This is a genomic window from Streptomyces argenteolus (genome assembly GCF_042902585.1).
Lineage (GTDB): Bacteria > Actinomycetota > Actinomycetes > Streptomycetales > Streptomycetaceae > Streptomyces > Streptomyces argenteolus.
This window is the reverse complement of the sequence record NZ_JBIBEG010000005.1, coordinates 61,903-87,058: the sequence shown is the minus strand read 5'-3', so window position 1 is coordinate 87,058 and position 25,156 is coordinate 61,903. Positions and strand designations below refer to the sequence as shown.

Sequence of the window (25,156 nt, the reverse complement as noted above, 5' to 3'; positions counted from 1 at the left end):
CCCAGCACCCCGCTTCCGCGCGGCGGGGCAGAGCTACTGGACGGGCTCCGGCTCCGGCTGGTCGGCCGTCTCCGCGTCGCCGGCCGGGTCGGTGGGCGTCTTCACCGACTCCAGCAGCAGCTGCGAGACGTCGACCACCTGGACGGACTCCTTCGCCTTGCCGTCGTTCTTCTTGCCGTTGACCGAGTCGGTCAGCATGACGAGGCAGAACGGGCAGGCGGTGGAGACGATGTCCGGGTTGAGCGAGAGGGCTTCGTCGACGCGCTCGTTGTTGATGCGCTTGCCGATCCGCTCCTCCATCCACATCCGGGCACCACCGGCGCCGCAGCAGAAGCCGCGCTCCTTGTGGCGGTGCATCTCCTCGTTCCGCAGACCCGGCACCTTCGCGATGATCTCGCGCGGGGGCGTGTAGATCTTGTTGTGACGGCCCAGGTAGCAGGGGTCGTGGTACGTGATCAGACCCTCGACCGGCGTCACCGGGATCAGCTTGCCCTCGTCCACCAGGTGCTGGAGCAGCTGCGTGTGGTGGATGACCTCGTACTCGCCGCCCAGCTGCGGGTACTCGTTGGCGATGGTGTTGAAGCAGTGCGGGCAGGTCGCGACGATCTTCTTCGCGGACTTCGCCTTCTTGGTGGAGTCGTCCTCGTCGTCCTCGCCGAACGCCATGTTCAGCATCGCGACGTTCTCCTGGCCGAGCTGCTGGAACAGCGGCTCGTTGCCGAGGCGGCGGGCAGAGTCACCGGTGCACTTCTCGTCGCCGCCCATGATCGCGAACTTGACGCCTGCGATGTGGAGGAGCTCCGCGAAGGCCTTCGTCGTCTTCTTGGCACGGTCCTCGAGAGCGCCGGCGCAGCCGACCCAGTAGAGGTAGTCGATCTCGCTGAGGTCCTCGACGTCCTTGCCGACGATCGGGACCTCGAAGTCGACCTCCTTGGTCCATTCGACCCGCTGCTTCTTGGCGAGCCCCCAGGGGTTGCCCTTCTTCTCCAGGTTCTTGAGCATCGTGCCCGCCTCGGAGGGGAACGCGGACTCGATCATCACCTGGTAGCGGCGCATGTCGACGATGTGGTCGATGTGCTCGATGTCGACCGGGCACTGCTCGACGCAGGCACCGCAGGTGGTGCAGGACCACAGCACGTCCGGGTCGATGACGCCGTTCTCCTCGGCGGTGCCGATGAGGGGGCGCTCGGCCTCCGCGAGTGCGGCGGCGGGGACGTCCTCGAGCTGCTCCGCGGAGGCCTTCTCGTTGCCCTCCATGTCCTTGCCGCCGCCGGCCAGCAGGTACGGCGCCTTGGCGTGCGCGTGGTCGCGCAGGGACATGATCAGGAGCTTCGGGGAGAGGGGCTTGCCGGTGTTCCAGGCGGGGCACTGCGACTGGCAGCGACCGCACTCGGTGCACGTCGAGAAGTCGAGGATGCCCTTCCAGGAGAACTGCTCGACCTGGGAGACGCCGAAGGTGTCGTCCTCGCCCGGGTCCTCCCAGTCGATCTCCTTGCCGCCCGTGGTCATCGGCTGGAGCGCGCCGAGGGCGACCGCGCCGTCGGCGTTCCGCTTGAACCAGATGTTCGGGAAGCCGAGGAAGCGGTGCCAGGCGACACCCATGTTGGTGTTCAGCGAGACCGTGATCATCCAGATCAGCGAGGTGCCGATCTTGATCATCGCAGTGAGGTAGATGAGGTTCTGCAGCGTGCCGAGCGCCAGGCCCTTGAAGGCGAGCACCAGGGGGTACGAGACGAAGTAGGCGGCCTCGTAGCCCTCCACGTGATGGATCGCGCCTTCGAGGCCACGCAGGGCCAGGATCGCCAGGCCGATGACGAGGATGACGTACTCGACGAAGTACGCCTGCCAGGCCTTGGAGCCGGCGAAGCGGGACTTGCGTCCGGCGCGCGAGGGCAGGTTCAGCAGGCGGATGGCCATCAGCGTGACGATGCCGAGCACGGTCATGATGCCGATGAACTCGATGTACATCTCGAACGGCAGCCAGCCGCCGACGATCGGCAGCACCCAGTCGGCCTGGAAGAGCTGTCCGTACGCCTGGAGCAGCGTCGGCGGCAGGGTCAGGAAGCCGATCGCGACGAACCAGTGGGCGAAGCCCACGATCCCCCACCGGTTCATCCGGGTGTGGCCGAGGAATTCCTTGACCAGGGTGATCGTGCGCTGCTTGGGGTCGTCGGTGCGGCTGCCTGCCGGCACCGGCTGTCCGATGCGGACGAACCGGTAGATCTGCGCGACGGCTCGGGCGATGAGCGCAACGCCGACGACAGTCAGCACCAGCGACACGATGATCGCGGCGAGTTGCATGTGGGGCTCCTCGGGCCTGCGAGGGTGGGATCCAGCGCGTACAAGCGATTACTAAGCAGTAACTTAATCAGTCTGTGCTGACACTATCCACTTATTCCGCCACGCTGTAGTTGGGCAGGCGGTGATCTGTGTCGCTCAGGCGAGCCTTCCCGGGGCGCCGTACCCGCCGCAGTGCCGCATGCAGGGGGATGCGTACGGATTGCGCCAGGATCGCCAGGTCCAGCCGTGTTCCATGATGCTCCGCGTAGTGCGCGTCCAGGAGGGCGGGTTCGTCCCAGGGCATTCCGGAGCGGGCGCGCACCTGGGCCAGCCCGGTCAGGCCGGGCCGCAGTTCCTGCCGCCAGCGCCCCGCCGGCCCCAGCGCGACGGTCTCCTCGGGAGTGAGGGGGACCGGGCCGACGAGGGAGAGCGTCCCGCCCACGACGTGGGGCAGCCGGGACAGGAGGTCGAGCCGGAGCCGCCGGGTGCGCAGTGAGCGCAGCTCGAAGGGGTGCCCGCCGAGGCCGATCCGGACCTCGCGCCGCACCGCTCCTGCGCTTCCCCGGGTCCGCGCGCCGAGCACCAGGGCGGCGAGTGCCAGTACGGGCGCCGTCAGGGCCAGGAGGGCCGAGCCGAGCACCAGGTCCAGGGACCGCTTCACGGTCAGGGCCCCGAGCGCGGCGGTGAGGTGCCCGGCCGCGGAACTCCAGGCCCCGGCCGTCGCGGAGACGGCGGGGTGCCGCGTCCTTCGTGTCGCAGTCCGTCTCGCGTTCCGCATGGCACCTGCCCGGGGTCGTGAGGTGACGGGTTTGACCGTCTCGATGCATTTTGTGACAGAACGATCCCACGGTGCGATGGTGGTGGGGTGTGCGCGGCGTGCTCCGTGCGCCGGGTGTCGTGGATCCTCGCCGTTCCGGACGCGCGCCGAGATGGCTCCCGCACCTCCTCTATCCGGAAAAGCCCTGCTCAGCGCACATGCGAGCACATAAGTTGAGTGTAAGTGGCTCAGGTCCTTTGACTCCGGGGAGGGAGTGATGCATCCTTGAGCCAGATCCACTCAAGTAGTCAGTTGGAGGAATTGAAATGGCACGTGCGGTCGGCATCGACCTGGGCACGACTAACTCCGTCGTCAGCGTTCTCGAAGGCGGCGAGCCCACCGTCATCACCAACGCCGAAGGCGCCAGGACCACGCCGTCCGTCGTCGCCTTCGCCAAGAACGGCGAGGTGCTCGTCGGCGAGGTCGCCAAGCGCCAGGCGGTCACCAACGTCGACAGGACGATCCGTTCGGTCAAGCGCCACATGGGCACTGACTGGAAGATCGAGCTGGACGGCAAGAACTTCAACCCGCAGCAGATGAGCGCCTTCATCCTGCAGAAGCTGAAGCGCGACGCCGAGGCGTACCTGGGCGAGAAGGTCACCGACGCGGTGATCACCGTCCCGGCGTACTTCAACGACTCGGAGCGCCAGGCGACCAAGGAGGCCGGCGAGATCGCGGGCCTGAACGTCCTGCGCATCGTCAACGAGCCGACCGCCGCGGCGCTGGCCTACGGCCTCGACAAGGACGACCAGACGATCCTCGTCTTCGACCTCGGTGGCGGCACCTTCGACGTGTCCCTCCTGGAGATCGGCGACGGCGTCGTCGAGGTGAAGGCCACCAACGGTGACAACCACCTCGGTGGTGACGACTGGGACCAGCGCGTCGTCGACTACCTGGTGAAGCAGTTCGCCAACGGGCACGGCGTGGACCTCTCCAAGGACAAGATGGCTCTCCAGCGTCTCCGCGAGGCCGCGGAGAAGGCGAAGATCGAGCTCTCGTCCTCGACCGAGACCACGATCAACCTGCCCTACATCACGGCGTCCGCCGAGGGCCCGCTGCACCTGGACGAGAAGCTCACGCGCTCGCAGTTCCAGCAGCTGACCGCGGACCTCCTGGACCGCTGCAAGAACCCGTTCCACAACGTCATCAAGGACGCGGGCATCCAGCTCTCCGAGATCGACCACGTCGTTCTCGTCGGTGGCTCGACCCGTATGCCGGCCGTCGCCGAGCTCGTCAAGGAGCTCACGGGCGGCCAGGACGCCAACAAGGGTGTGAACCCGGACGAGGTCGTCGCCATCGGCGCCTCGCTCCAGGCCGGTGTCCTCAAGGGTGAGGTCAAGGACGTCCTGCTCCTCGACGTGACCCCGCTGTCCCTCGGTATCGAGACCAAGGGAGGGATCATGACGAAGCTCATCGAGCGCAACACCACGATCCCGACCAAGCGTTCCGAGATCTTCACGACGGCCGAGGACAACCAGCCGTCCGTGCAGATCCAGGTCTACCAGGGCGAGCGCGAGATCGCGGCGTACAACAAGAAGCTCGGGATGTTCGAGCTCACCGGTCTGCCGCCGGCCCCGCGTGGCGTGCCGCAGATCGAGGTCGCCTTCGACATCGACGCCAACGGCATCATGCACGTGGCCGCCAAGGACCTCGGCACCGGCAAGGAGCAGAAGATGACCGTCACCGGCGGCTCCTCGCTGCCGAAGGACGAGGTCAACCGGATGCGCGAGGAGGCCGAGCAGTACGCCGACGAGGACCACCGCCGCCGCGAGGCCGCCGAGTCCCGTAACCAGGGCGAGCAGCTCGTCTACCAGACGGAGAAGTTCCTCAAGGACAACGAGGACAAGGTCCCCGGTGACGTGAAGACGGAGGTGGAGACCGCGCTCACCGAGCTGAAGGAGAAGCTCAAGGGCGAGGACACCGCCGAGATCCGCACCGCCACCGAGAAGGTCGCGGCCGTCTCCCAGAAGCTGGGCCAGGCGATGTACGCCAACACCCAGGCCGAGGGTGCGACGCCGGGCGCCGAGGCGCCGGGCGACGGCCAGGCCAAGGCCGCCGACGACGACGTCGTCGACGCCGAGATCGTGGACGACGAGAAGGACCAGAAGGGCGGTGCGGCGTGACCGAGGAGACTCCGGGCTTCGACGAGAAGCCTGACGTCCCCTCCGGCGCCAACTCCGACGACGCCGACCCGAAGGCCGCCACCCCCTCCGAGGAGGAGGCGGCGGCCCCGGCCGGGGACGTACAGCAGACAGCGGCACTGACGGCTCAGCTGGACCAGGTCCGCACCGCGCTCAACGAGCGCACGGGCGACCTCCAGCGGCTCCAGGCCGAGTACCAGAACTACCGCCGCCGCGTCGAGCGTGACCGGGTGACGGTCAAGGAGATCGCGGTCGCGGGTCTCCTGACCGAGCTCCTGCCCGTGCTCGACGACGTCGGCAGGGCCCGCGAGCACGGCGAGCTCGTCGGCGGGTTCAAGTCCGTGGCCGAATCGCTGGAGACGGTCGTCGCGAAGCTCGGCCTCCAGCAGTTCGGCAAGGAGGGCGAGCCCTTCGACCCGACGATCCACGAGGCCCTGATGCACTCGTACGCGCCGGACGTCACCGAGACGACCTGCGTGGCGATCCTGCAGCCCGGGTACCGCATCGGGGAGCGCACCATCCGCCCCGCGCGGGTGGCCGTGGCCGAACCGCAGCCGGGCGCCACGCCCTCGGCCGCGAAGGAAGAGAAGACAGACGACGAGGAGAGCGGTGGCACCGAGGAGGTCTGACATCACGTCCGACCACCGCGGTGAACACCGACGGGGCGTGCGGCCGGCCACTGGGCCGGCCGCACGGCCGATCGTCCGGAAGGAGGGACGTCGATGAGCACGAAGGACTTCGTCGAGAAGGACTACTACAAGGTCCTCGGCGTCCCCAAGGACGCCACCGACGCCGAGGTCAAGAAGGCGTACCGGAAGCTCGCCCGCGAGTACCACCCGGACGCCAACAAGGGTGACGCCAAGGCGGAGGAGCGCTTCAAGGAGATCTCCGAGGCGAACGACGTCCTCGGTGACCCCAAGAAGCGCAAGGAGTACGACGAGGCGCGCGCCCTCTTCGGCAACGGAGGCTTCCGGGCGGGGCCCGGCGGCGCCGGCGGCAACTTCAACTTCGACCTGGGCGACCTCTTCGGAGGCGCCCCGGGCGGTGCCCAGGGCGGCGCGGGCGGCTTCGGCGGTGGCGGAGGCGGGGGCCTGGGAGACGTCTTCGGCGGCCTCTTCAACCGGGGCGGCGGTGGCACCCGTGTCCAGCCGCGACGCGGCCAGGACATCGAGTCCGAGGTGACACTCAGCTTCACCGAGGCGGTCGACGGGGCCACGGTCCCGCTGCGGATGTCCAGCCAGGCACCCTGCAAGGCGTGCTCGGGCACCGGCGACAAGAACGGCACCCCGCGGGTCTGCCCGACCTGCGTGGGCACCGGGCAGGTCTCCCGCGGCACCGGCGGCGGCTTCTCGCTCACCGACCCCTGTGTGGACTGCAAGGGGCGGGGCCTCATCGCCCAGGACCCCTGTGACGTCTGCAAGGGCAGCGGCCGGGCGAAGTCGGCCCGCACGATGCAGGTCAGGATCCCCGCCGGGGTCCTGGACAACCAGCGGATCCGGCTGCGCGGCAAGGGCAGCCCGGGGGAGCGCGGCGGTCCGGCCGGCGACCTGTACGTCGTCGTCCACGTCGACGCCCACCCGGTCTTCGGCCGCAAGGGCGACAACCTCACGGTCACCGTGCCCGTCACCTTCCCGGAGGCGGCGCTCGGCGGCGAGGTGAAGGTGCCCACGCTCGGCGGGCCCCCGGTCACCCTGAAGCTTCCGGCGGGTACGCCCAACGGACGTACGATGCGGGCCCGGGGCAAGGGCGCCGTGCGCAAGGACGGCACCCGTGGCGACCTCCTGGTCACCGTCGAGGTGTCCGTCCCCACGGACCTCGGCGCCGAGGCTCAGGACGCGCTGGAGTCCTACCGCAAGGCGACCGCGGGGGAGGACCCGCGGGCGGAGCTGTTCCAGGCTGCGAAGGGAGCTTGAGATGGACGGCCGTCGACGCAATCCGTACCAGCTGACCGACGAATCACCGGTGTACGTGATCTCGATCGCGGCCCAGCTCTCGGGCCTGCACCCGCAGACGCTGCGCCAGTACGACCGTCTCGGCCTGGTCTCGCCCGACCGCACGGCCGGGCGCGGCCGGCGCTACTCCGCCCGTGACATCGAACTGCTGCGCACCGTGCAGCAGTTGTCGCAGGACGAGGGCATCAACCTCGCGGGCATCAAGCGCATCATCGAGCTGGAGAACCAGGTCGCCGCGCTCCAGCAGCGCGTCGCCGAGCTCTCGGCGGCGGTGGACGGGGCAGCGGTCGCCATGCAGCAGCGCGAGGCCCAGGTGCACGCCTCCTACCGGCGGGACCTGGTGCCGTACCAGGACGTGCAGCAGACCGGCGCGCTGGTGGTCTGGCGGCCGAAGAGGCCGAAGGACTGAGCGGTCCGGAAGGGGCCCGTGCGGGAGTCTCACGACTCCGGTACGGGCCCCTTCCGCGTGCTCGCGGAGGCGTCCACGATGCCGGACCGCACGATCAGGACGCCCAGATGCGTCCGGCTGGTGGCGCCGAGGGCCTGGGTGAGCCTGGCGATGTGGGACCGGCAGGTGCGGACGCTGATGCCCAGCTTGCGGGCCACCACCTCGTCGACGTGGCCCTCGCTGAGCAGCCGGGCGATGCTCTGCTGCACGGCCGTGACCTGGACCCCCGCCGCGGGCCCGGGCAGTTGCTCGGTGAGCGGGGTGGCCTGCGCCCAGAGGACCTCGTAGACCTGGACCAGGTAGCGGACGAGTGCGGGGTGGCGGATCTGCAGTGCCGCGCTGCGGTCGGCGGTGGCGGGGATGAAGGCCACGGCGCGGTCGAAGATGAGGAGCCGCTCCACGGTCAGCTCGGTGGTGCGCACCTGGAGGGAGGCCGGGGGCACCTGGCGCAGGTAGTCCCTGACCTGGGTGCTGTAGCGCGCCGGGTGCTGGTAGATGTGACGGAGCCCGGCGCCCCGGGCGATGGCGGTCGTGGCGTTGTCCAGGGCCGTCCGCAGGGTGGCCTGGGGCCGGGTGCTCCCCGGTTGCGCGGTCAGGACCTCGTCGGCCGCCTGGGCGGTGGCCTCCTGGATGGCCGTGCGTATCGCCTCCGGACCCTCCAGCATGGTGATGGCCAGATGGGGGTCACCGTCGGCGATGGCGGCCAGGGGCACCAGTGAGCGGGTCAGCCGGAGCGTCTGCTCGATGCGCTCGTCGATCTCGCGGGTGAGCGGCTGCAACAGGCGGGACAGGGCCGCGGACGGCGGTACCGGACGCAGCCAGTGCTCGTCCCAGGGGTCGGGCTGGACCAGGGCGCCGGTGGTGAGGCACGGGGCGGCTCCGAGCTCCTGACGGGCGATCCGCCCCTGGCGCAGCGCCCGCTCGTACAGTTCGAGTGCGGGGGCGCAGAGTTCGCCAGGCCCGTGACGGTGCGGCGGTTGCACCGGTTCTGTTCCCATCTGGGAGCCCCCCGCTTTGTGCACTGCAACAAGTTGCCGGTGGTGGAAGCCTAGTGGCGTGGTGGAGTGTGGAGGTGTCGTGGCCGGGAGAGCCGGCCGGGGCGCGAGCCGTTCCACGCGCCACCGGGCGGCGGCGCACCGCGCGGCGGCGCGCCGGCCGTCAGCTCTTCTGGTCCAGGATGCCCGACTGCGAGATGAGGTAGCCGAGCTGGGCCCGACTGCCGCTTCCGAGGGCGGCGTTGAGCTTGGCTATGTGCGCCCGGCAGGTGCGTACGTTCATGCCCAGCCTCCGGGCGATGGAGTCGTCCACATGTCCTTCGACGAGGAGTTGGGCGATGGAGCGCTGAACTCCGCTGATCCCGGCGGGGGTCGGGGTGTAGGAGACGTCCTCCAGCAGGGGGGTGGCGCGTTGCCAGAGTTGCTCGAAGACGTTGATCAGGTAGGAGACGAGACCCGGGTGCCGGAGTTCCAGTGCGACCGTCAGGTCGTCCTGAGCGGGGATGAAGGCGACGGCGCGGTCGAAGATGAGCATGCGCTGCACGAGCTCCTCCAGCGTGCGGATCTCGACGCCCTCGGCGAGCCGCTCCGCGTACGCGAACGTGCCGTGGTGATGGCGGACCGTGTGCTGGTAGAGGGTGCGGATGCTGACACCCCGGTCCACCACGGCCGTGCCGCGCTCCAGGCCCTTGCTGAGGATGTCCTCGCTACGGGCCCCTCCGGGCTGCACGGTGAGCACCTCGCTGCGGCACTCGGCCGTGGCCACGTCGATGGCCGCGTTGATGCGGGTACCGCCTTCGAGCACGGTGATTGCGTGCGTCGTGGGCGGATCCTGCGCGCTGATGTCCATGAAAGGTTCGAAGGACTCGGTGAGTGCCAGGGAGTGGCGCCTGCGCTCCTGGATCTCCCTCTCGATGGGGTGCAGCCGCTGGGCGAGGGCCGCCGACGGCGGCACGGGGCGTAGCCAGTCGGCGTCGTCGGGGTCGGGGTGGAGCAGGGCGAAGTCCATCAGGCACGGAGCGGGTTCCACCTCCGAACGCGGTATGCGGCCGGAGCGCAGCGCGCTCGCGTAGAGACGCTGCCCCGCATCGCATAGTTGGGTGATCCCGTGCCGATGCGCCCCATTTGCGTCGCATGTATCCATATCTCCACCCCCCATGTTCCTGAACGTGCAAGAACATGATGCATCGATCCAGTGGTGCTTGCGTGTCCGCGTGAGACATCGTCTTGAGAGCGGGGGAGATGAATCCATCAAGTGAGGACGAAGCCGAAATGTCTAAGCGAATGCTTCGCTCGGTGCTTGCCACAGCTTTCGTGGGGGCCCTGGCCTACGGTGCGTTGGGTGTCCACGACATCACCTGGGGGGCCGCGCCGGCCGAGCAGGCGACGGCCGTACCCGGTGACATCACCTGGGGGGCCGCTCCGGCCGACATCACCTGGGGCGCGACGTCGGGTGACATCACCTGGGGTGTCGCTCCACGTGACATCACGTGGGGTGCGGCTCCGACCGGCACCGCGGCATGACCACCCCACCGGACGACCGCACCTTCCGGCGGGAGATGGCCACGGCGTACCGCTCAGGGTGGCATTTCATCGATCTGCTCACGGCCCTCACCCGCCAGGGCGATTCGTTGATGGTCACCCTGTTCGGAGAACCGATTGTCGTCGTGATGGAAACGGATGACGACATCCGTGCCTATCGCTGTCTCCGTCGGCCGCGCGGAGCGCCGCAGCCCGTTCGATGTGCCGTGCGCTACGGCATGATTTTCGTAAATCTCGACCAGCGTGATCATGAGCTGTTCGAACAAGAAGCCATTTCCGCCACCCCCCGCAGTGCCTGAACGATTCCCCCGTCGTTCCATGTCGTTCGGGCACTTCCCCCACACAACGGCGCCATCGTGACCTGAACACGGTGGCGCCGTTGTGCTGCCCGGATGTTTCCCGGAATTCCCCGGGCCCTCTTCCGTCCGGGGTTTCAGCCTTTTCCGAGCGCCCTGTCGACGGCGATCTCGATGACGACCCGCTCCGGATTGGGCCGGGGGGTGCGCTCGTAGCGCTCCGCGTAGCGGCGTACGGCGTCCTCGACCTCGCCGGGCTCCGTACGGACCACCGCCCGGCCCTCCAGGGTCGCCCAGCGGCGCCCCTGGATCTGGCAGACCGCGACCCGTGCCCCCTCCGGGCCCGCCGCCAGGACGTGGGCGACCTTCCTGGTGTTCCTGCCGGTGATGACGCGCGCGAGCCGCGTCTCCGGGTCGTAGGTCACCCCCACGGGCACCACGTGCGGGGTTCCGTCCGGGCGGAGTGTGGTCAGGGTGCACACATGGCGCTCCCGCCAGAAGGCGAGGTACTCGGGGCCGGGGTTGCTCACGTCAGGCATGGGGTCAGCCTAGAGACAGGAACATTCCGGGGCCGTGCGGGCCTCGTTCCTGCCTTGAGTGGAATAGACTCAACTTTGTACCCGTTGTTGCAGTCATAGTTCCGTGGAAGCACCAGTACGAGGAGGAGACAGCGCCCGTGGACGCCGAGCTGACGAACAAGAGCCGGGACGCCCTCAACGCGGCCACCAGCAGGGCCGTCAAGGACGGACATCCGGACCTGACCCCCGGGCATCTGCTGCTTGCGCTGCTCGCGGGCGAGGACAACGCCAACATCATCGACCTGCTGGCCGCCACCGAGGCCGATCAGGTGGCCGTGCGCGAGGAGACCGAGCGGCTCCTGGGCGCGCTGCCCAGCGTCACCGGGTCGACCGTCGCGCCGCCGCAGCCGAGCCGTGAGCTGCTCGCCGTGCTGGCCGACGCCGACCGGCGGGCCAAGGAGCTGGGCGACGACTACCTCTCCACCGAGCACCTGCTGATCGCCGTCGCGGCGAAGGGGGGCCGCGCCGGTGAGATCCTCGACGGACAGGGAGCCAGTGCGAAGAAGCTGCTGGACGCATTCGAGAAGAGCAGGGGAGGGCGCCGGGTGACCACTCCCGACCCCGAGGGCCAGTACAAGGCGCTGGAGAAGTTCGGGACGGACTTCACGGCCGCCGCGCGCGAGGGCAAGCTCGACCCGGTCATCGGCCGCGACCAGGAGATCCGCCGCGTCGTGCAGGTGCTGTCGCGCCGCACGAAGAACAACCCCGTGCTCATCGGTGAGCCCGGAGTCGGCAAGACGGCCGTCGTCGAGGGCCTCGCCCAGCGCATCGTCAAGGGTGACGTCCCCGAGTCCCTGAGGAACAAGCGGCTCGTCTCCCTGGACCTCGGTGCGATGGTCGCGGGGGCCAAGTACCGCGGTGAGTTCGAGGAACGCCTCAAGACCGTCCTCTCCGAGATCAAGGAGAGCGACGGGCAGATCATCACCTTCATCGACGAGCTGCACACCGTCGTCGGCGCGGGCGCCGGCGGCGACTCCGCGATGGACGCGGGGAACATGCTCAAGCCGATGCTCGCCCGCGGTGAGCTGCGCATGGTCGGCGCCACCACGCTGGACGAGTACCGCGAGCGCATCGAGAAGGACCCGGCCCTGGAACGCCGCTTCCAGCAGGTCCTGGTGGCCGAGCCGTCCGTCGAGGACACCATCGCGATCCTGCGTGGCCTCAAGGGCCGTTACGAGGCGCACCACAAGGTCCAGATCGCCGACTCCTCGCTGGTCGCCGCCGCGACGCTCTCCGACCGCTACATCACCTCCCGTTTCCTCCCCGACAAGGCCATCGACCTCGTCGACGAGGCGGCGTCCCGGCTCCGCATGGAGATCGACTCCTCACCGCTGGAGATCGACGAGCTCCAGCGGTCCGTCGACCGGCTGCACATGGAGGAACTGGCGCTCAAGAACGAGACCGACCAGGGCTCCAAGCAGCGGCTGGAGAAGATCCGCCGCGACCTCGCCGACAAGGAGGAGGAGCTGCGCGGCCTCACCGCCCGCTGGGAGAAGGAGAAGCAGGGCCTCAACCGCGTCGGTGAGCTCAAGGAGCGCCTCGACGAGCTGCGCGGCCAGGCCGAGCGCGCCCAGCGCGACGGCGACTTCGACACCGCGTCCAAGCTGCTCTACGGGGAGATCCCCGGCCTGGAGCGTGAGCTGGCCGAGGCGGACGAGGCCGAGCAGGAAGCCTCCAAGGACACCATGGTCAAGGAGGAGGTCGGTCCGGACGACATCGCCGACGTCGTGGGCGCCTGGACCGGCATCCCGGCCGGCCGCCTCCTGGAGGGCGAGACCCAGAAGCTGCTGCGGATGGAGTCCGAGCTGGGCAGGCGGCTGATCGGCCAGACCGAGGCCGTGCGGTCCGTGTCGGACGCCGTACGCCGCACCCGGGCGGGGATCGCCGACCCCGACCGGCCCACCGGCTCGTTCCTCTTCCTCGGCCCGACCGGGGTCGGCAAGACGGAGCTGGCCAAGGCGCTCGCGGACTTCCTGTTCGACGACGAGCGGGCCATGATCCGCATCGACATGAGCGAGTACAGCGAGAAGCACAGCGTCGCCAGGCTCGTCGGGGCCCCGCCCGGCTACGTCGGCTACGAGGAGGGCGGCCAGCTCACGGAGGCGGTGCGCCGCCGCCCCTACAGCGTCGTGCTGCTGGACGAGGTCGAGAAGGCCCACCCCGAGGTCTTCGACATCCTGCTCCAGGTGCTCGACGACGGCCGGCTCACCGACGGGCAGGGCAGGACGGTGGACTTCCGCAACACCATCCTGATCCTCACGTCGAACCTGGGCAGCCAGTTCCTCATCGACCCGCTGATCGAGCCCGAGGTGAAGAAGGAGCAGGTCCTGGAGGTCGTGCGGGCCTCCTTCAAGCCCGAGTTCCTCAACCGGCTCGACGACCTGGTCGTCTTCTCCGCCCTGTCCGGCGACGAGCTGGCCCACATCGCGGGGCTTCAGGTCACCCGTCTGGCCCAGCGGCTGGCGGACCGCAGGATCCAGCTCGACGTCACGCCCGAGGCGCTGGCCTGGCTGGCCGTGGAGGGCAACGACCCGGCGTACGGCGCCCGGCCGCTGCGACGGCTCATCCAGACCGCGATCGGGGACCGGCTCGCCAAGGAGATCCTCGCGGGCGAGGTCAAGGACGGCGACACGGTCCGGGTGGACCGGGCCGGTGACGGCCTGATCGTCGGGACCGCGACGGAGGCGAAGAGCCTGTAGACGCACCCCCCGTCCCCGGCCGGCAGACCTCGCGTCCCGGCCGGGGACACGTGTGTGCGGGGCCGCCGGTTTTGATGGGTGCATCCGGCACGCATCGACGACGGATATCGCCCACGAAATTGAGCCGAAAAATTCCATTGTGTGGCCGACCGGTGGGTGCGGATCGTTCCGGGACCGCTTTTTGTACCGCCGCGATACATATCGCGGCCTTCCGTGCGAGCTGTGGCAATGGCGATGGGCATGATCGAGTCATGCTCGATACCGGGACACTCCGGGGCCTTTTTCCTTTGTGACGGGGGAGGCTCTCACTAATTCGGAAGCCGGTAAGGTACGCGCATGACGGAGCGGATATCTGGCGAGCCTGGTGCGGATTCGAGGGATCGCGGAAGTGGCACCCTGATTCGCCACAGCGAATTTCGGACGCTGTGGGCGGCTTATGCCCAGTCGGTGCTGGGTGACCAGCTCGCGCGGGTGGCCCTCTCGCTCCTGGTCTTCGAACGCACCGAGTCGGCGGGCTGGACCGCGGCGACCTACGCGCTGACGAGCCTGCCCGCCCTGCTGTCCGGCGTCCTCCTCTCCGGCCTCGCCGACCGCTTCCCGCGGCGTACGGTCATGATCGGCTGCGACCTGGTGCGCGCGGTCCTCGTGGGTCTCATGGCCCTGCCGGGCACCCCTCTGCCGCTGCTCGCCGGGCTGCTCGTCCTGGCACAGCTCGCCGAAGCCCCGTTCGGGGCGTCGCAGGGTGCCCTGATGCCCGCAGTCCTCGGGGAGCGCCTGTACGAACAGGGGCAGCGGGTCATGATGATCACTCATCAGGCCGGGCAGCTCATCGGGTTCGCCGTGGGCGGGGTGCTCGTCGTGTGGCTCGGCAGCCATGTCTCCCTCGGGCTGAACGCGGCGACGTTCCTGGTCTCCGCCGTCCTGATCAGGCTGGGCGTGAAGGCGCGGCCGGTGGAGGAGCCGGCCGGGGCGCCGCCGAGGCGGATGCACACCCAGGTGCGGAGCGCGGCCGTGCTGATCTGGTCCGACCCCCGGCTGCGCTCCCTGGTCGCGCTCGGCTGGCTGGCGGGGTTCATCGTGCTCCCGGAGGGCCTGGCCGCGCCGTTCGCGCAGGAGGCCGGCGCGAGCGCCGCCTCGGTGGGACTGCTGCTCGCCGCCCATCCCGCCGGAATGGTCCTGGGCGCCGCCCTGCTCGGGCGGGCCGGTCTCGACGTCGAGCGGCGGCGCCGGCTGCTCGGGCCGATGGCGGTGGGCGCGAACCTTCCACTGGTCGTCTACTGGGCGGGCCCCGGCGTGGGGGTGGCGCTGCTGGTGCTGCTCGTGTCGGGCGTCTTCTCCGTGTACCAGATCACCGCCGGGGCGACCTTCGTCCTGCTCACCCCGGCCGGCCAGCGCGGTCAGGCCCTGGGGCTGGCCAGGTCGGGGCTGACCGCCATGCAGGGCATCGGGGTCGCGGCGGGCGGGCTGGCGGCGCAGCTGTCCGGCTCCTCGGCCCAGACCATCGGCGGCGCGGGACTCGTCGGAACGCTCTGCGCGGTCCTGGTCGGGGTTTCCTGGTCACGGGCCCGGGGAACGAGCGCCGGGACGATTCCCCTCAGCGCGTAGAACGCCGGGCGGGACTCCCGGCCGCCATCGCGGCTAGGGTCGGAGCCAGGAAACCACGTGCGATCCACAGGAGTACCCAGCGATGTCTATCGACCCGTCCTCGATCCCTAACTTCGGGGGACAGCCCGAACCGCAGGCCGCAGGACCCGAGGGCCCCGTGGTCCCTGACCAGGACCTCGTCAAGCAGCTCCTCGACCAGATGGAGCTCAAGTACGTCGTCGACGACGAGGGCGACCTCGCCGCGCCGTGGGAAGAGTTCCGCACCTACTTCATGTTCCGCGGCGAGGAGGAGCAGCAGGTCTTCTCGGTGCGGACGTTCTACGACCGCGCCCACTCCCTGGACCAGCGCGCCGTTCTGCTCGACGCGATCGACGACTGGAACCGCCGCACCCTGTGGCCCAAGGTCTACACCCACGCCCACGAGGGCGAGGAGGGCGCCGCGGCCTCCGTGCGGCTGATCGGTGAGGCGCAGATGCTCATCGGCACCGGCGTCAGCCTGGAGCACTTCGTCTCCTCGACGGTCAGCTGGGTGCGGGCCTCGATCGAGTTCGACAAGTGGCTGGTGGAGCGCCTGGGCCTGACGTCCGGCGAGCAGAAGGCGGAGGGCGAGGAGCCCGGCGAGGCCTGATCCGGCCGACAGCGCGAGGCCCGGTCCGGGCATGGTCCACGAGGCCACGGCCCCGGCCGGGCCTTCGCCGTGCCGGGGCCCGTCCGGGCGGCCGGGGTCAGGCCCCCCGGAGGCCCTTCAGCCGGGTGACCGCCTCGGTGAGCACGTCCGTACGCTTGCAGAACGCGAAGCGCACGAAGGGCGCTCCCTGCGCGCGGTGGTCGTAGAAGACGGCGTTCGGGACGGCGACCACCCCGCACCGCTCGGGCAGCGCCCGGCAGAAGGCGAAGCAGTCCTCGGCCCCGAGGGGGCGGATGTCGACGGTGACGAAGTACGTGCCGGCGGGCCGGTAGACGTCGAAGCCCGCCTCGGCGAGTCCCTCGCTCAGCAGGTCGCGTTTGGCGCGCAGGTCCGCGCGCAGCTCGTCGAAGTAGCTGCCGGGCAGCCGCAGGGCCTCCGCGACGGCGTACTGGAAGGGGCCCCCGGAGACGTACGTGAGGAACTGCTTGGCGGAGCGCACGGCGGTGACCAGCTCCGGGCTCGCGGTGATCCAGCCGATCTTCCACCCCGTCAGCGAGAACGTCTTGCCGGCACTGCTGATCGTGACCACACGCTCGCGCATGCCGGGGAAGGACGCGAGGGGGATGTGCTCCCCCTCGAAGACGAGGTGCTCGTAGACCTCGTCGGTGACGACGAGCAGGTCCCGCTCGCAGGCCAGCGCGGCGATCGCGGCCAGCTCCTCGCGGCTCAGCACGGTCCCGGTCGGGTTGTGCGGGGTGTTGAGCAGGATGAGCCGGGTGCGGGGGGTGACGGCGGCGCGGAGTTCGTCGAGATCGAGCCGGAAGGCGCCTTCGTGGGGCCGGAGGGTGACGGGCACGCGGGTGCCGCCCGCCATGGCGATGCAGGCGGCGTAGGAGTCGTAGTAGGGCTCCAGGGCGATGACCTCGTCGCCGGGCTCCAGGAGGGCCAGCAGGGAGGCGGCGACCGCCTCGGTCGCGCCCGTGGTGACGAGGACCTCGGTGTCCGGGTCGTAGGCCAGGCCGTGGTGCCGCTGCTGGTGCTCCGCCACGGCGGCGCGCAGTTCGGGTACGCCGGGGCCGGGCGGGTACTGGTTGCCGTGGCCGGCGCGTACGGCCCGTACCGCGGCCTCGCGGATCGCCTCCGGGCCGTCGGTGTCGGGGAAGCCCTGGCCGAGGTTGATCGATCCGGTCCGCACGGCCAGCGCCGACATCTCCGCGAAGATCGTCGTACCGAAGTCGGTGAGGCGGCGGTTGAGCAGCGGTCGTCCCTGTGTCATGGCGCCATCCTGGGCCGAAGCTCTGGAGTTGCTCAAGTCTGCTTTGGCCCGGGCGGGGCGCGGGAATCCACCGGGCACGTGAGAAGCGGGGACCTCGCTTCGGGGGACAGAAGGATGTGAGGTCGATGGAGTTGTTCGTCTTCATCGTGTTCCTGGGGATCGTGGTGGCGGGGATCACCGCCCTCGCCTCGGGGTCGGGCGGCAGGAAGAAGCCGCTCGGGGGGCGTGCCGGGCGAGGGCGCCGGGGTTCGGACAGTGGCGGCGGTGGCGGTGGCTCCGACGGGGGCAGTTGGTGGGGCGGTGACAGCGGCGGAGGCCACTCGTGCGGCGGCGGCGGCCACTCGTGCGGCGGCGGGGGCGGCTGCGGGGGTGGCGGCGGTGACTGAGCCGGCGGCGCCGGCCGTGCGCCACGGACGGGGAACGCGGGTGTGAGGTGTCCGGCGGGAGCTAACTCCCGCCGGACATCTTTTGGTTGGGGGTGCGGGGAACAACTGAACCGGGCTGCCCCCTGACGGATGGAAACCACGGCAAGTTGGGTAAAAACGCTGTGAGTGCCGCGTACTTCGTGATTGCATCGATGTAGAGAACATTCAGCCCTCGGACCCCAGTTGGGCCGGATCGGGCTTCCCCGCCCCATGTGCACCGCACGGGGGCACCTCCTGTCCATGAGTCCTTGTGTGTCCTGCGGAGCCGATCCATGCTCACGACCCTTCAGACCTCCTACTCCGATACCCGCGCCGCCGATCTGGCGTGGGCGCTCGGGTGCGAGCCGCTGCCGGCTCTCGCCGTGCTCGACCTCGAACTGGGCGGTGCGAAGGTGCAGATGAGGCTGCTCGGCGCCTCCCACCAGGTCCTCCTGACGGAGGAGGAGCGGCGAACCTGTTCGGAGACCGTCGCCTGCCTCCCGGGCAGCAGTACCCCCCTGCCCCTCGGTGTCGCCGAGAGCGTGGGTGACTGGGAGTACGAGTTCGCGGCACGCGTCGAGACGCTCTCCGAGGGCTCCTTCGCGGGACGCGCACAGGAGTTGCTCGCGCTGGTGACCGACCATCCGCACGGGCTGGCGGGGACATTTCCCGGCAGTCCCTACGCCTTCACGGCGATGCTGGCGCAGCGTGCGGAGGGCCAGGTGCGCTGGCGCACCTGGCACGCGTATCCGCAGGAGGGGCAGCTCGTCGTGACCAGGACGCGGGTGGGGGTGCGGGCCGGGGCGCGGGTCTCCTGAGCGGCGGCCGGGGCCGCCGGAAGTGTTTCCGGCCGTGCGCCACTTACACCCGTGTGGGTGACAAGGCGCGACGATTCCGTCACGTAGCGTTCGCCTCATGATCGACCAGCAGACGCCGGTGCGACGGGGCGCGGCACGACTTCCGGTACGGCCGAGAACCGGCAGGTTCCTGGTGCTGGCCGTGGTGTTCGTCTGCGCCGCGTGCGGTCTGGTGTACGAGCTGGAACTGGTCGCGCTCGCCTCGTACCTGATCGGTGACTCGGTCACGCAGGCGTCCGTGGTGCTCTCCGTGATGGTGTTCGCGATGGGCATCGGGTCCCTTCTCGCGAAACGTTTACGCTGCCGTGCCGCCGTGGGCTTCGGGCTGATCGAGGCGGCCCTCGCGCTGACGGGCGGCACCTCGGCGCTGGTCCTCCACGCGTCCTTCGCCTGGCTGGGCGAGTCGCGTCACGCGCTGGTGTGCTTCTCACTCGCCATCGGCATCCTGATCGGCGCGGAGATCCCGCTGCTGATGACGCTGATCCAGCGGGTCGACCGGCAGGACGCGGGCGGCGCGGTCGCGGACCTCTTCGCCGCCGACTACGTGGGCGCGCTGGTGGGCGGGCTCGCCTTCCCGTTCCTGCTGCTGCCGGTGATGGGCCAGCTCACCGGGGCGCTGTTCACCGGCGGGGTCAACGCGGTGGCGGGCGGGGCGCTGGTGCTGTGGGTCTTCCGGCGCGATCTCCGCGCCAGCGAGCGCAGGCTGCTGATCGTGGTCAACGCCGTCGTCATCGCCCTGCTGGCCACGGCCACGGTGCTGGTCGACGACTTCGAGCGGGCGGCCCGGCGCGCGGTCTACGGGGCCGAGGTGCGGGTCGCCGAGCGGACCGGGGTCCAGGAGGTCGTCCTCACCGGGACGGGGCGTGGCTCGCTCGACCTCTATCTGGACGGGCGGCTGCGGGTCAGCTCCCGGGACGAGTACCGCTTCCACGAGGCGCTCGTGCACCCGGCGATGAAGGGCACCCACCGGCGGGTGCTGATCCTGGGCGGGGGCGACGGACTGGCCGCCCGGGAGGTACTGCGCTACCCGGACGTCACGTCCGTGGTGGTGGTCGAGCTCGATCCGGCCGTCACCCGCTTGGCCCGTACGGACCCGGCGCTCTCCCGGCTGAACGGGCACGCCTACGAGGACCCCCGGCTGAGCACGGCCACCGCGGACGCGTTCACCTGGCTGAGGGCCGCACGGGGGCGCTTCGACGTGGTGATCTCGGACCTCCCCGATCCCGGGATCACGGCGGGTTCGAAGCTCTACGCCGCCGAGTTCTACGGTCTCGTCGCCGGCGTCCTGGAGCCCGGTGGCCGGCTGGTGGTGCACGCGGGGTCGCCGGCCGGCCGGCCGGAGACGTTCTGGACGGTGGACGCCTCGGTGCGGGCGAGCGGCCTGAGGACGCGTCCGTACCGTGTGCGCGGGCGCCTCACCGGCTCCGCGGCCGGGCAGGACCGCCGAGCCGGCGCGGTGCCCCGGGACTGGGGATTCGTGCTCGCCGCCCGGCACGCCCCGGGCCCGCTCGGCCTCGACCCCCGGGCGCCGGAGCTGGCGACGCTGGGGGAGCGGGATCTGCGGGTGGCCCGGCACGGGGCGGAGCGTGCAGGCGAGCGGGGGGTGCCGCCGTCCACGCTGGTGCATCCGCGCTACCGGGAGGAGCGATGAGGGTGCCGGGGCGGCGCGGCAGCCGTGCAGTGCGCGGGTCACGGGGCGCGGAAGCGCTGACGGGACGGCCGGGGCTGAGTAGGCTCGGGCGGTATGGAGCATGAGGTGTTCGTTCCGGTTCCGGTCGCGTCCCTTCGGCGGACGCTGGGTGATCCTGCCCGCGTCGCCAGATGTGTGCCCGGACTCCAGCAGGATGCCGACGCGTCGGCGGGCCCGCTGGCAGGACGGCTGAAGTTCCGGGCCGACGGTCACACGATCACGTATCGCGGGGCGCTGAGCCTGCGGCCCTCGGGCGAAGGCGACGCGAGTGCCTTCTCCGTGTCGGGTGAGGGCGTGGAGGCCCGGGGCACCGGCTCGGCGAAGCTGGCGCTGACCATCGGGCTCACGGAGACGGACGGCGGGACGACGATCCGCTTCACAGGGACGGCGAGCGGTGACGGCCGCGTCGTGGACCTGGACGGGGCGACGGCGCTCGCCTCGGCGCAACGGCTGCTGGACCGCTTCACGCAGCAGCTGGTGACGGAGACCCTCGCGACGCACGAGGACGCGCCGGAGCGGGAAGCGGGGCGGACGACGGACCCCTCCGCGCCCGGCACGTCCGGGGGGAGGACGCCGTCCGCGGAGAAGACGCCCGACGCGCCCTCGGGGAAGACCTCCGAGGCGCCCACGGGGGCGACTCCTGAGGCGCCGGCGGAAAAGGAACCCGACGCGTCCGCGGAGGAGAAGCCGGAGGAACCGGTCGGCACGTCGCCCGGGGCTCCCTCCGAGCAGGCTCCCGGCACCCCCGAGGGGCAGACGCCCTCGGACGGGGAATCCGTCTTCGACACACCCGTGCCGGAGTCGTCGCTCGACCCTTCTGCTGAGCTGGAGTTCACCGTGCCCGACGAACCGCCCGCCGAGGCCGCGCACGCCCGGCGCACCATGATCGGCCGCAGCGCGGAGGAGGTCGACCACGCCCCGCCGCGCGGCCGGTACGCCCCCGTCCCGTCGCCCGAGGCGGGAGCCGCGGGGATGACGCTGCGCTGGGCCGCCCCGGCCGCGGCCCTCGCGATCGCCTCGGCCGTGGTCGTCGGCAGGGCTCTGCGGCGCAGGAGGCCGTGAGAGGGGCCCCGCGCCAGTAGTGTCGTGGCGTGAGCGATGTTGGGAAGAACGTCCGGCTGACCGCCGGCGATGCCGAGTTGACCGTCGACCCCGTCCATGGCTGCCGCATCGGCAGCCTGCGCATCGGGGGTACCGAACTACTGCGCCAGGGTGAGCGGTACGGCTGCTTCCCGATGGTGCCGTGGTGCGGACGCACCGAGAACGGCCTGTTCCGCAACGGCGGAGAGCTGCACCGGCTGCCGCTGAACTCCCCGCCGCACGCCATCCACGGCACCGGCCGCGACACCGCCTGGAAGCCCGCCCGGCAGGACGAGGCCGAGGCGGCGTTCTTCTACGACCTGGCCGAGCCGTGGCCGTACGAGGGCCGGGTGACGCAGACCTTCGAGCTGACCGAGGACTCGCTGACGCTGAGCCTCGGCATCGAGACGTACGGGGACTCCTTCCCGGCGCAGGGCGGGTGGCACCCCTGGTTCCTGCGGAACCTCGGTGGCGAGGACGTGCGGATCGGCTTCGAGGCGGACTGGCAGGAGGAGCGGGGCGAGAACCACCTGCCCACCGGCCGCCGCATCGACCCCCTGCCCGGCCCGTGGGACGACTGCTTCGGCATGCCCGCCGGTGTCGACGTGACGCTCACCTGGCCCGAGCAGCTGGAGCTGAGGGTCAGGAGCCGGGACGAGTGGGTGGTGATCTACGACGAACAGGCGGAGGCGGTCTGCGTGGAGCCGCAGTCCGGTCCGCCGAACGGACTGAACACCGCCCCCCGGCTCGTGACCCCGATCGAACCCCTGGAGATCGCCACGACCTGGAGCTGGGTGCGGCTCTGACCCTCCGCGGCAGCGCTTACCCTCGTTGACATGACTGACGTACGCGCTGAGCTGCTCCAGCAGATCAAGGACAAGGCCGTGGTGCACGGCAAGGTGACCCTCTCCTCGGGTCTGGAAGCCGACTGGTACATCGACCTGCGCCGGATCACGCTGGACGGCAAGGCCGCGCCGCTGGTCGGCCAGGTCATGCTCGACGCCACCGCCGAGCTGGACTACGACTGCGTCGGCGGGCTGACCCTGGGCGCCGACCCGGTCGCCACCTCGATGCTGCACGCCTCGGCGGCACGCGGGAAGAGCCTCGACGCGTTCGTCGTCCGCAAGGCGCAGAAGGCTCACGGGATGCAGCGCCGCATCGAGGGCACGGACGTCAAGGGCCGCCGCTGCCTCGTCGTCGAGGACACCTCCACGACCGGCGGCTCCCCGCTGACCGCGGTCGAGGCGGTGCGCGAGGCCGGCGGCGAGGTCGTGGCGGTCGCGGTGATCGTGGAGCGCGGAGCGGCTCCGGCGATCGCCGAGGCCGGGCTGCCCTACCTTCACGTCTACTCCGTGGCGGACCTCGACCTGGCCTGACCTGCGGCTTCTTCGAGGGGCGCCCTGTTTCACGTGAAACAGGGCGCCTTACTCGGCGGGCAGCGTGGAGCCGGAGCGAGAGTCTGGGAAGATAAGGGCGACGATGACGTCGCCCCCAGGTCAGGGACCCAGCCTGAACACCCGCACATCCCAAGGAGCGGACAGATGCCCATCGCAACCCCCGAGGTCTACGCCGAGATGCTCGACCGGGCGAAGGCAGGCAAGTTCGCCTACCCGGCCATCAATGTGACGTCGACCCAGACCCTGCACGCTGCGCTGCGCGGCTTCGCGGAGGCGGAGAGCGACGGCATCGTCCAGATCTCCACCGGTGGTGCCGAATTCCTGGGCGGCCAGTACAACAAGGACATGGTGACGGGCGCCGTAGCCCTCGCCGAGTTCGCGCACATCGTCGCCGCCAAGTACGACATCACGGTCGCGCTGCACACCGACCACTGCCCCAAGGACAAGCTGGACGGCTATGTCCGCCCGCTGCTCGACGTCTCCGCCGAGCGCGTCGCCAAGGGTCTGAACCCGCTGTTCCAGTCGCACATGTGGGACGGCTCGGCCGAGACCCTCGCCGACAACCTGGCCATCGGCCAGGAGCTGCTGGCCAAGGCCGCCGCCGCCAAGATCATCCTTGAGGTCGAGATCACCCCGACCGGTGGCGAGGAGGACGGGGTCACGCACGAGATCAACGACGAGCTGTACACCACCGTCGACGACGCGCTGCGTACGGCTGAGGCCCTCGGCCTGGGCGAGAAGGGCCGCTACCTGCTCGCCGCGTCCTTCGGCAACGTCCACGGCGTCTACAAGCCGGGCAACGTCGTCCTGCGTCCCGAGCTCCTCAAGGACCTCCAGCAGGGCGTCTCCGAGAAGTACGGCAAGCCGGCCGGCAGCCAGCCGTTCGACTTCGTCTTCCACGGTGGCTCGGGCTCCACGGCCGAGGAGATCGCCACCGCGCTGGAGAACGGCGTCGTGAAGATGAACCTCGACACCGACACCCAGTACGCCTTCACCCGCCCGATCGTGGATCACGTGTTCCGCAACTACGACGGCGTGCTGAAGGTCGACGGCGAGGTCGGCAACAAGAAGGTCTACGACCCGCGCAGCTGGGGCAAGTCCGCCGAGGCGGGCATGGCCGTGCGTGTCACGGAGGCCTGCGCCAACCTGCGTTCCGCCGGCACCAAGCTGAAGTAAGCACGCACGTACGTCGCGGACGTCCACGGGCGCACGAGCGGGCCCGGTCTCCCCTGCGGAGGCCGGGCCCGCTCCATGCCCGAGGGCTTCCGAGGAATCGAGGGATCCGCTGTGAGCACGCCCGCGCGCTACGACTTCGACACCGTCATCGACCGCCGGGGCACCTGGTGCGTCCAGTGGGACGGGGTCGCCGAGCGTTTCGGGGTGGACGGCCTCCTGCCGTTCACCATCTCCGACATGGACTTCGAGACCGCGCCGGAGGTGCTGACCGCGCTGCGCGCCCGCCTCGACCACGGCGTGCTCGGCTACACCACCTGGCAGCACGAGGAGTTCCTGTCGGCGATCGCGCACTGGTACGCGACCCGGTACGGCACAGGCCTCGACACCGGCCGGGTGGTCTACGGGCCGTCCGTGCTCAGCCAGCTCTCCCAGCTGGTGCGGATGTGGACGGCCGAGGGCGAGGGCGTGGTCGTCCACACCCCGACCTACGACGGATTCCGCAAGGCGGTCACCGGGCTCGGGCGGGAGCTGCGGGGCGTGCCGGTGGGCGACACGGCGGCCCTGGACCGGGAACTGGCGCGCGCCGACGCGAAGGTCCTGGTGCTGTGCTCGCCGCACAACCCCACGGGGCGGGTGTGGACGGAGGCCGAGCTCCGGGAGATGGCGGGTCTGGCGCGCAGACACGGGGTGGCGGTGGTCTGCGACGAGATCCACGCGGACTTCGTGCACGACGGGTACACGCATGTGCCGTACGTGAGGATCGCGGACGGCGAGGGGCGCTGGGCGGTCATCACGTCCGCGTCGAAGGCCTTCAACTTTCCGGCGCTGACCGGGTCGTACGGGATCATCGGGAACCCGGCGGACCGGGCGGAGTATCTGCGCCGCATGGAGACGGCGGAAGGGCTCGCCTCGCCTGCGGTGCTCTCGCTGACCGCGCACATCGCGGCCTACCGGTCGGGGGCTGCCTGGCTGGACGCGGTGCGGGCGTACACCGCCGAGAACCTGGCGCTGGTGGCGCAGCGGCTCGGCGTGGCCTTCCCCGAGCTGGCGTGGGAGCCGCCGCAGGCCGGCTATCTGGCGTGGATCGACCTGCGCCCCTTGGGGGTGGACGACGAGGCGCTCCAGCGGGTGCTGATCGAGCGCGAGAAGGTCGCGATCATGCCGGGGGCGGTGTACGGGGCCCCGGGGTTCGTACGGCTGAACGTGGGATGCGCGCGGAGCAAGGCCGACGCGGGGATCTCCGCCCTGGTGCGCGCCCTGGGCACGCTGAGGGGCTAGCGCCCCGGGCGCGGGTG

At 70.4% G+C, this 25,156-nt stretch carries 23 protein-coding genes; 17 read left to right on the top strand and 6 right to left on the bottom strand.

Features of this window, described 5'->3' with window-relative positions; all coding sequences use genetic code 11:
• Nucleotides 1-33: 33 nt before the first annotated feature.
• Together ACFY8O_RS19115 and ACFY8O_RS19110 are read right to left on the bottom strand one after the other, a co-directional pair.
• Entirely contained in the window at nt 34-2,301 is a 2,268-nt protein-coding gene (locus ACFY8O_RS19115) for a heterodisulfide reductase-related iron-sulfur binding cluster (RefSeq protein ID WP_145812958.1), read from the bottom strand.
• Between the two features lie 91 nt (nt 2,302-2,392).
• Nucleotides 2,393-3,058 (bottom strand): sugar transferase, encoded by a 666-nt coding sequence (locus ACFY8O_RS19110; protein WP_387903865.1) that lies wholly within the window; start codon nt 3,056-3,058, stop codon nt 2,393-2,395.
• 305 nt (nt 3,059-3,363) lie between these two features.
• Here ACFY8O_RS19110 and dnaK point away from each other — a divergent pair, with 305 nt between their 5' ends.
• From dnaK to ACFY8O_RS19090, 4 genes are all read left to right on the top strand, one after another.
• On the top strand, nt 3,364-5,220 hold the full coding sequence (dnaK, locus tag ACFY8O_RS19105) for a molecular chaperone DnaK (RefSeq protein WP_145812962.1): 1,857 nt from the start codon (nt 3,364-3,366) through the stop codon (nt 5,218-5,220).
• Nucleotides 5,217-5,867: a nucleotide exchange factor GrpE gene (grpE, locus tag ACFY8O_RS19100; RefSeq protein ID WP_387903861.1), complete on the top strand. Its 651-nt coding sequence runs from the start codon at nt 5,217-5,219 to the stop codon at nt 5,865-5,867. The genes dnaK and grpE overlap by 4 nt, the downstream gene beginning before the upstream one ends.
• A gap of 93 nt (nt 5,868-5,960) precedes the next feature.
• Nucleotides 5,961-7,151, top strand: a complete 1,191-nt coding sequence (dnaJ, locus tag ACFY8O_RS19095; protein WP_145812967.1) for a molecular chaperone DnaJ — start codon at nt 5,961-5,963, stop codon at nt 7,149-7,151.
• A gap of 1 nt (nt 7,152) precedes the next feature.
• Complete coding sequence (locus tag ACFY8O_RS19090; RefSeq protein WP_014046944.1) at nt 7,153-7,599, top strand: heat shock protein transcriptional repressor HspR; 447 nt, start codon at nt 7,153-7,155, stop codon at nt 7,597-7,599.
• A 29-nt stretch (nt 7,600-7,628) separates the two neighbouring features.
• Here ACFY8O_RS19090 and ACFY8O_RS19085 read toward each other — a convergent pair whose 3' ends face one another.
• On the bottom strand, nt 7,629-8,636 hold the full coding sequence (locus ACFY8O_RS19085) for a helix-turn-helix transcriptional regulator (protein ID WP_145812970.1): 1,008 nt from the start codon (nt 8,634-8,636) through the stop codon (nt 7,629-7,631).
• Between the two features lie 160 nt (nt 8,637-8,796).
• Complete coding sequence (locus ACFY8O_RS19080; RefSeq protein ID WP_145813049.1) at nt 8,797-9,642, bottom strand: helix-turn-helix transcriptional regulator; 846 nt, start codon at nt 9,640-9,642, stop codon at nt 8,797-8,799.
• A 287-nt stretch (nt 9,643-9,929) separates the two neighbouring features.
• Here ACFY8O_RS19080 and ACFY8O_RS19075 point away from each other — a divergent pair, with 287 nt between their 5' ends.
• Both ACFY8O_RS19075 and ACFY8O_RS19070 read left to right on the top strand, forming a co-directional pair.
• The gene (locus tag ACFY8O_RS19075) at nt 9,930-10,157 is read left to right on the top strand and encodes a 5'-nucleotidase (protein WP_387903856.1); all 228 of its coding nucleotides are present in this window, start codon (nt 9,930-9,932) and stop codon (nt 10,155-10,157) included.
• Nucleotides 10,154-10,474, top strand: coding sequence for a Rieske (2Fe-2S) protein (locus ACFY8O_RS19070; RefSeq protein WP_033296620.1), 321 nt, complete (start codon nt 10,154-10,156; stop codon nt 10,472-10,474). The genes ACFY8O_RS19075 and ACFY8O_RS19070 overlap by 4 nt, the downstream gene beginning before the upstream one ends.
• Before the next feature lie 134 nt (nt 10,475-10,608).
• Here the strand turns inward: ACFY8O_RS19070 and ACFY8O_RS19065 are convergent, their stop codons facing one another.
• Nucleotides 10,609-11,010, bottom strand: a complete 402-nt coding sequence (locus tag ACFY8O_RS19065) for a pyridoxamine 5'-phosphate oxidase family protein (RefSeq protein ID WP_145812975.1) — start codon at nt 11,008-11,010, stop codon at nt 10,609-10,611.
• A gap of 137 nt (nt 11,011-11,147) precedes the next feature.
• On the opposite strand from ACFY8O_RS19065, the gene clpB reads away from it, so the two are divergent.
• The 3 genes from clpB (at nt 11,148) to ACFY8O_RS19050 (ending at nt 15,981) form a co-directional block, all read left to right on the top strand.
• Complete coding sequence (gene clpB, locus ACFY8O_RS19060; protein ID WP_387903852.1) at nt 11,148-13,748, top strand: ATP-dependent chaperone ClpB; 2,601 nt, start codon at nt 11,148-11,150, stop codon at nt 13,746-13,748.
• A 336-nt stretch (nt 13,749-14,084) separates the two neighbouring features.
• Nucleotides 14,085-15,353 carry an MFS transporter gene (locus ACFY8O_RS19055; RefSeq protein WP_145812979.1) on the top strand — a complete coding sequence of 423 codons (1,269 nt, stop codon included), beginning with the start codon at nt 14,085-14,087 and terminating at the stop codon, nt 15,351-15,353.
• A gap of 82 nt (nt 15,354-15,435) precedes the next feature.
• Nucleotides 15,436-15,981: a YbjN domain-containing protein gene (locus ACFY8O_RS19050; RefSeq protein ID WP_387903849.1), complete on the top strand. Its 546-nt coding sequence runs from the start codon at nt 15,436-15,438 to the stop codon at nt 15,979-15,981.
• A gap of 97 nt (nt 15,982-16,078) precedes the next feature.
• Here ACFY8O_RS19050 and ACFY8O_RS19045 read toward each other — a convergent pair whose 3' ends face one another.
• Nucleotides 16,079-17,257 carry a pyridoxal phosphate-dependent aminotransferase gene (locus ACFY8O_RS19045; RefSeq protein ID WP_387903846.1) on the bottom strand — a complete coding sequence of 393 codons (1,179 nt, stop codon included), beginning with the start codon at nt 17,255-17,257 and terminating at the stop codon, nt 16,079-16,081.
• Between the two features lie 125 nt (nt 17,258-17,382).
• Here ACFY8O_RS19045 and ACFY8O_RS19040 point away from each other — a divergent pair, with 125 nt between their 5' ends.
• From ACFY8O_RS19040 to ACFY8O_RS19005, 8 genes are all read left to right on the top strand, one after another.
• A complete protein-coding gene (locus ACFY8O_RS19040) occupies nt 17,383-17,643 on the top strand; it encodes a hypothetical protein (RefSeq protein ID WP_145812985.1) in 261 nt (86 codons plus the stop codon).
• 311 nt (nt 17,644-17,954) lie between these two features.
• Nucleotides 17,955-18,479 (top strand): DUF2617 family protein, encoded by a 525-nt coding sequence (locus tag ACFY8O_RS19035; protein ID WP_145812987.1) that lies wholly within the window; start codon nt 17,955-17,957, stop codon nt 18,477-18,479.
• A 97-nt stretch (nt 18,480-18,576) separates the two neighbouring features.
• Nucleotides 18,577-20,169 (top strand): polyamine aminopropyltransferase, encoded by a 1,593-nt coding sequence (locus ACFY8O_RS19030; RefSeq protein WP_387903843.1) that lies wholly within the window; start codon nt 18,577-18,579, stop codon nt 20,167-20,169.
• A gap of 93 nt (nt 20,170-20,262) precedes the next feature.
• Nucleotides 20,263-21,270 (top strand): carbon monoxide dehydrogenase, encoded by a 1,008-nt coding sequence (locus ACFY8O_RS19025; RefSeq protein WP_387903841.1) that lies wholly within the window; start codon nt 20,263-20,265, stop codon nt 21,268-21,270.
• 29 nt (nt 21,271-21,299) lie between these two features.
• Complete coding sequence (locus ACFY8O_RS19020; RefSeq protein WP_387903838.1) at nt 21,300-22,094, top strand: aldose epimerase family protein; 795 nt, start codon at nt 21,300-21,302, stop codon at nt 22,092-22,094.
• A gap of 30 nt (nt 22,095-22,124) precedes the next feature.
• On the top strand, nt 22,125-22,664 hold the full coding sequence (gene pyrE, locus ACFY8O_RS19015) for an orotate phosphoribosyltransferase (RefSeq protein WP_145812994.1): 540 nt from the start codon (nt 22,125-22,127) through the stop codon (nt 22,662-22,664).
• Nucleotides 22,665-22,829: 165 nt separating this feature from the next.
• Complete coding sequence (gene fbaA, locus ACFY8O_RS19010; RefSeq protein ID WP_145812995.1) at nt 22,830-23,861, top strand: class II fructose-bisphosphate aldolase; 1,032 nt, start codon at nt 22,830-22,832, stop codon at nt 23,859-23,861.
• 75 nt (nt 23,862-23,936) lie between these two features.
• Nucleotides 23,937-25,139, top strand: a complete 1,203-nt coding sequence (locus ACFY8O_RS19005) for a MalY/PatB family protein (RefSeq protein WP_387903836.1) — start codon at nt 23,937-23,939, stop codon at nt 25,137-25,139.
• The last annotated feature ends 17 nt before the right edge of the window (nt 25,140-25,156 follow it).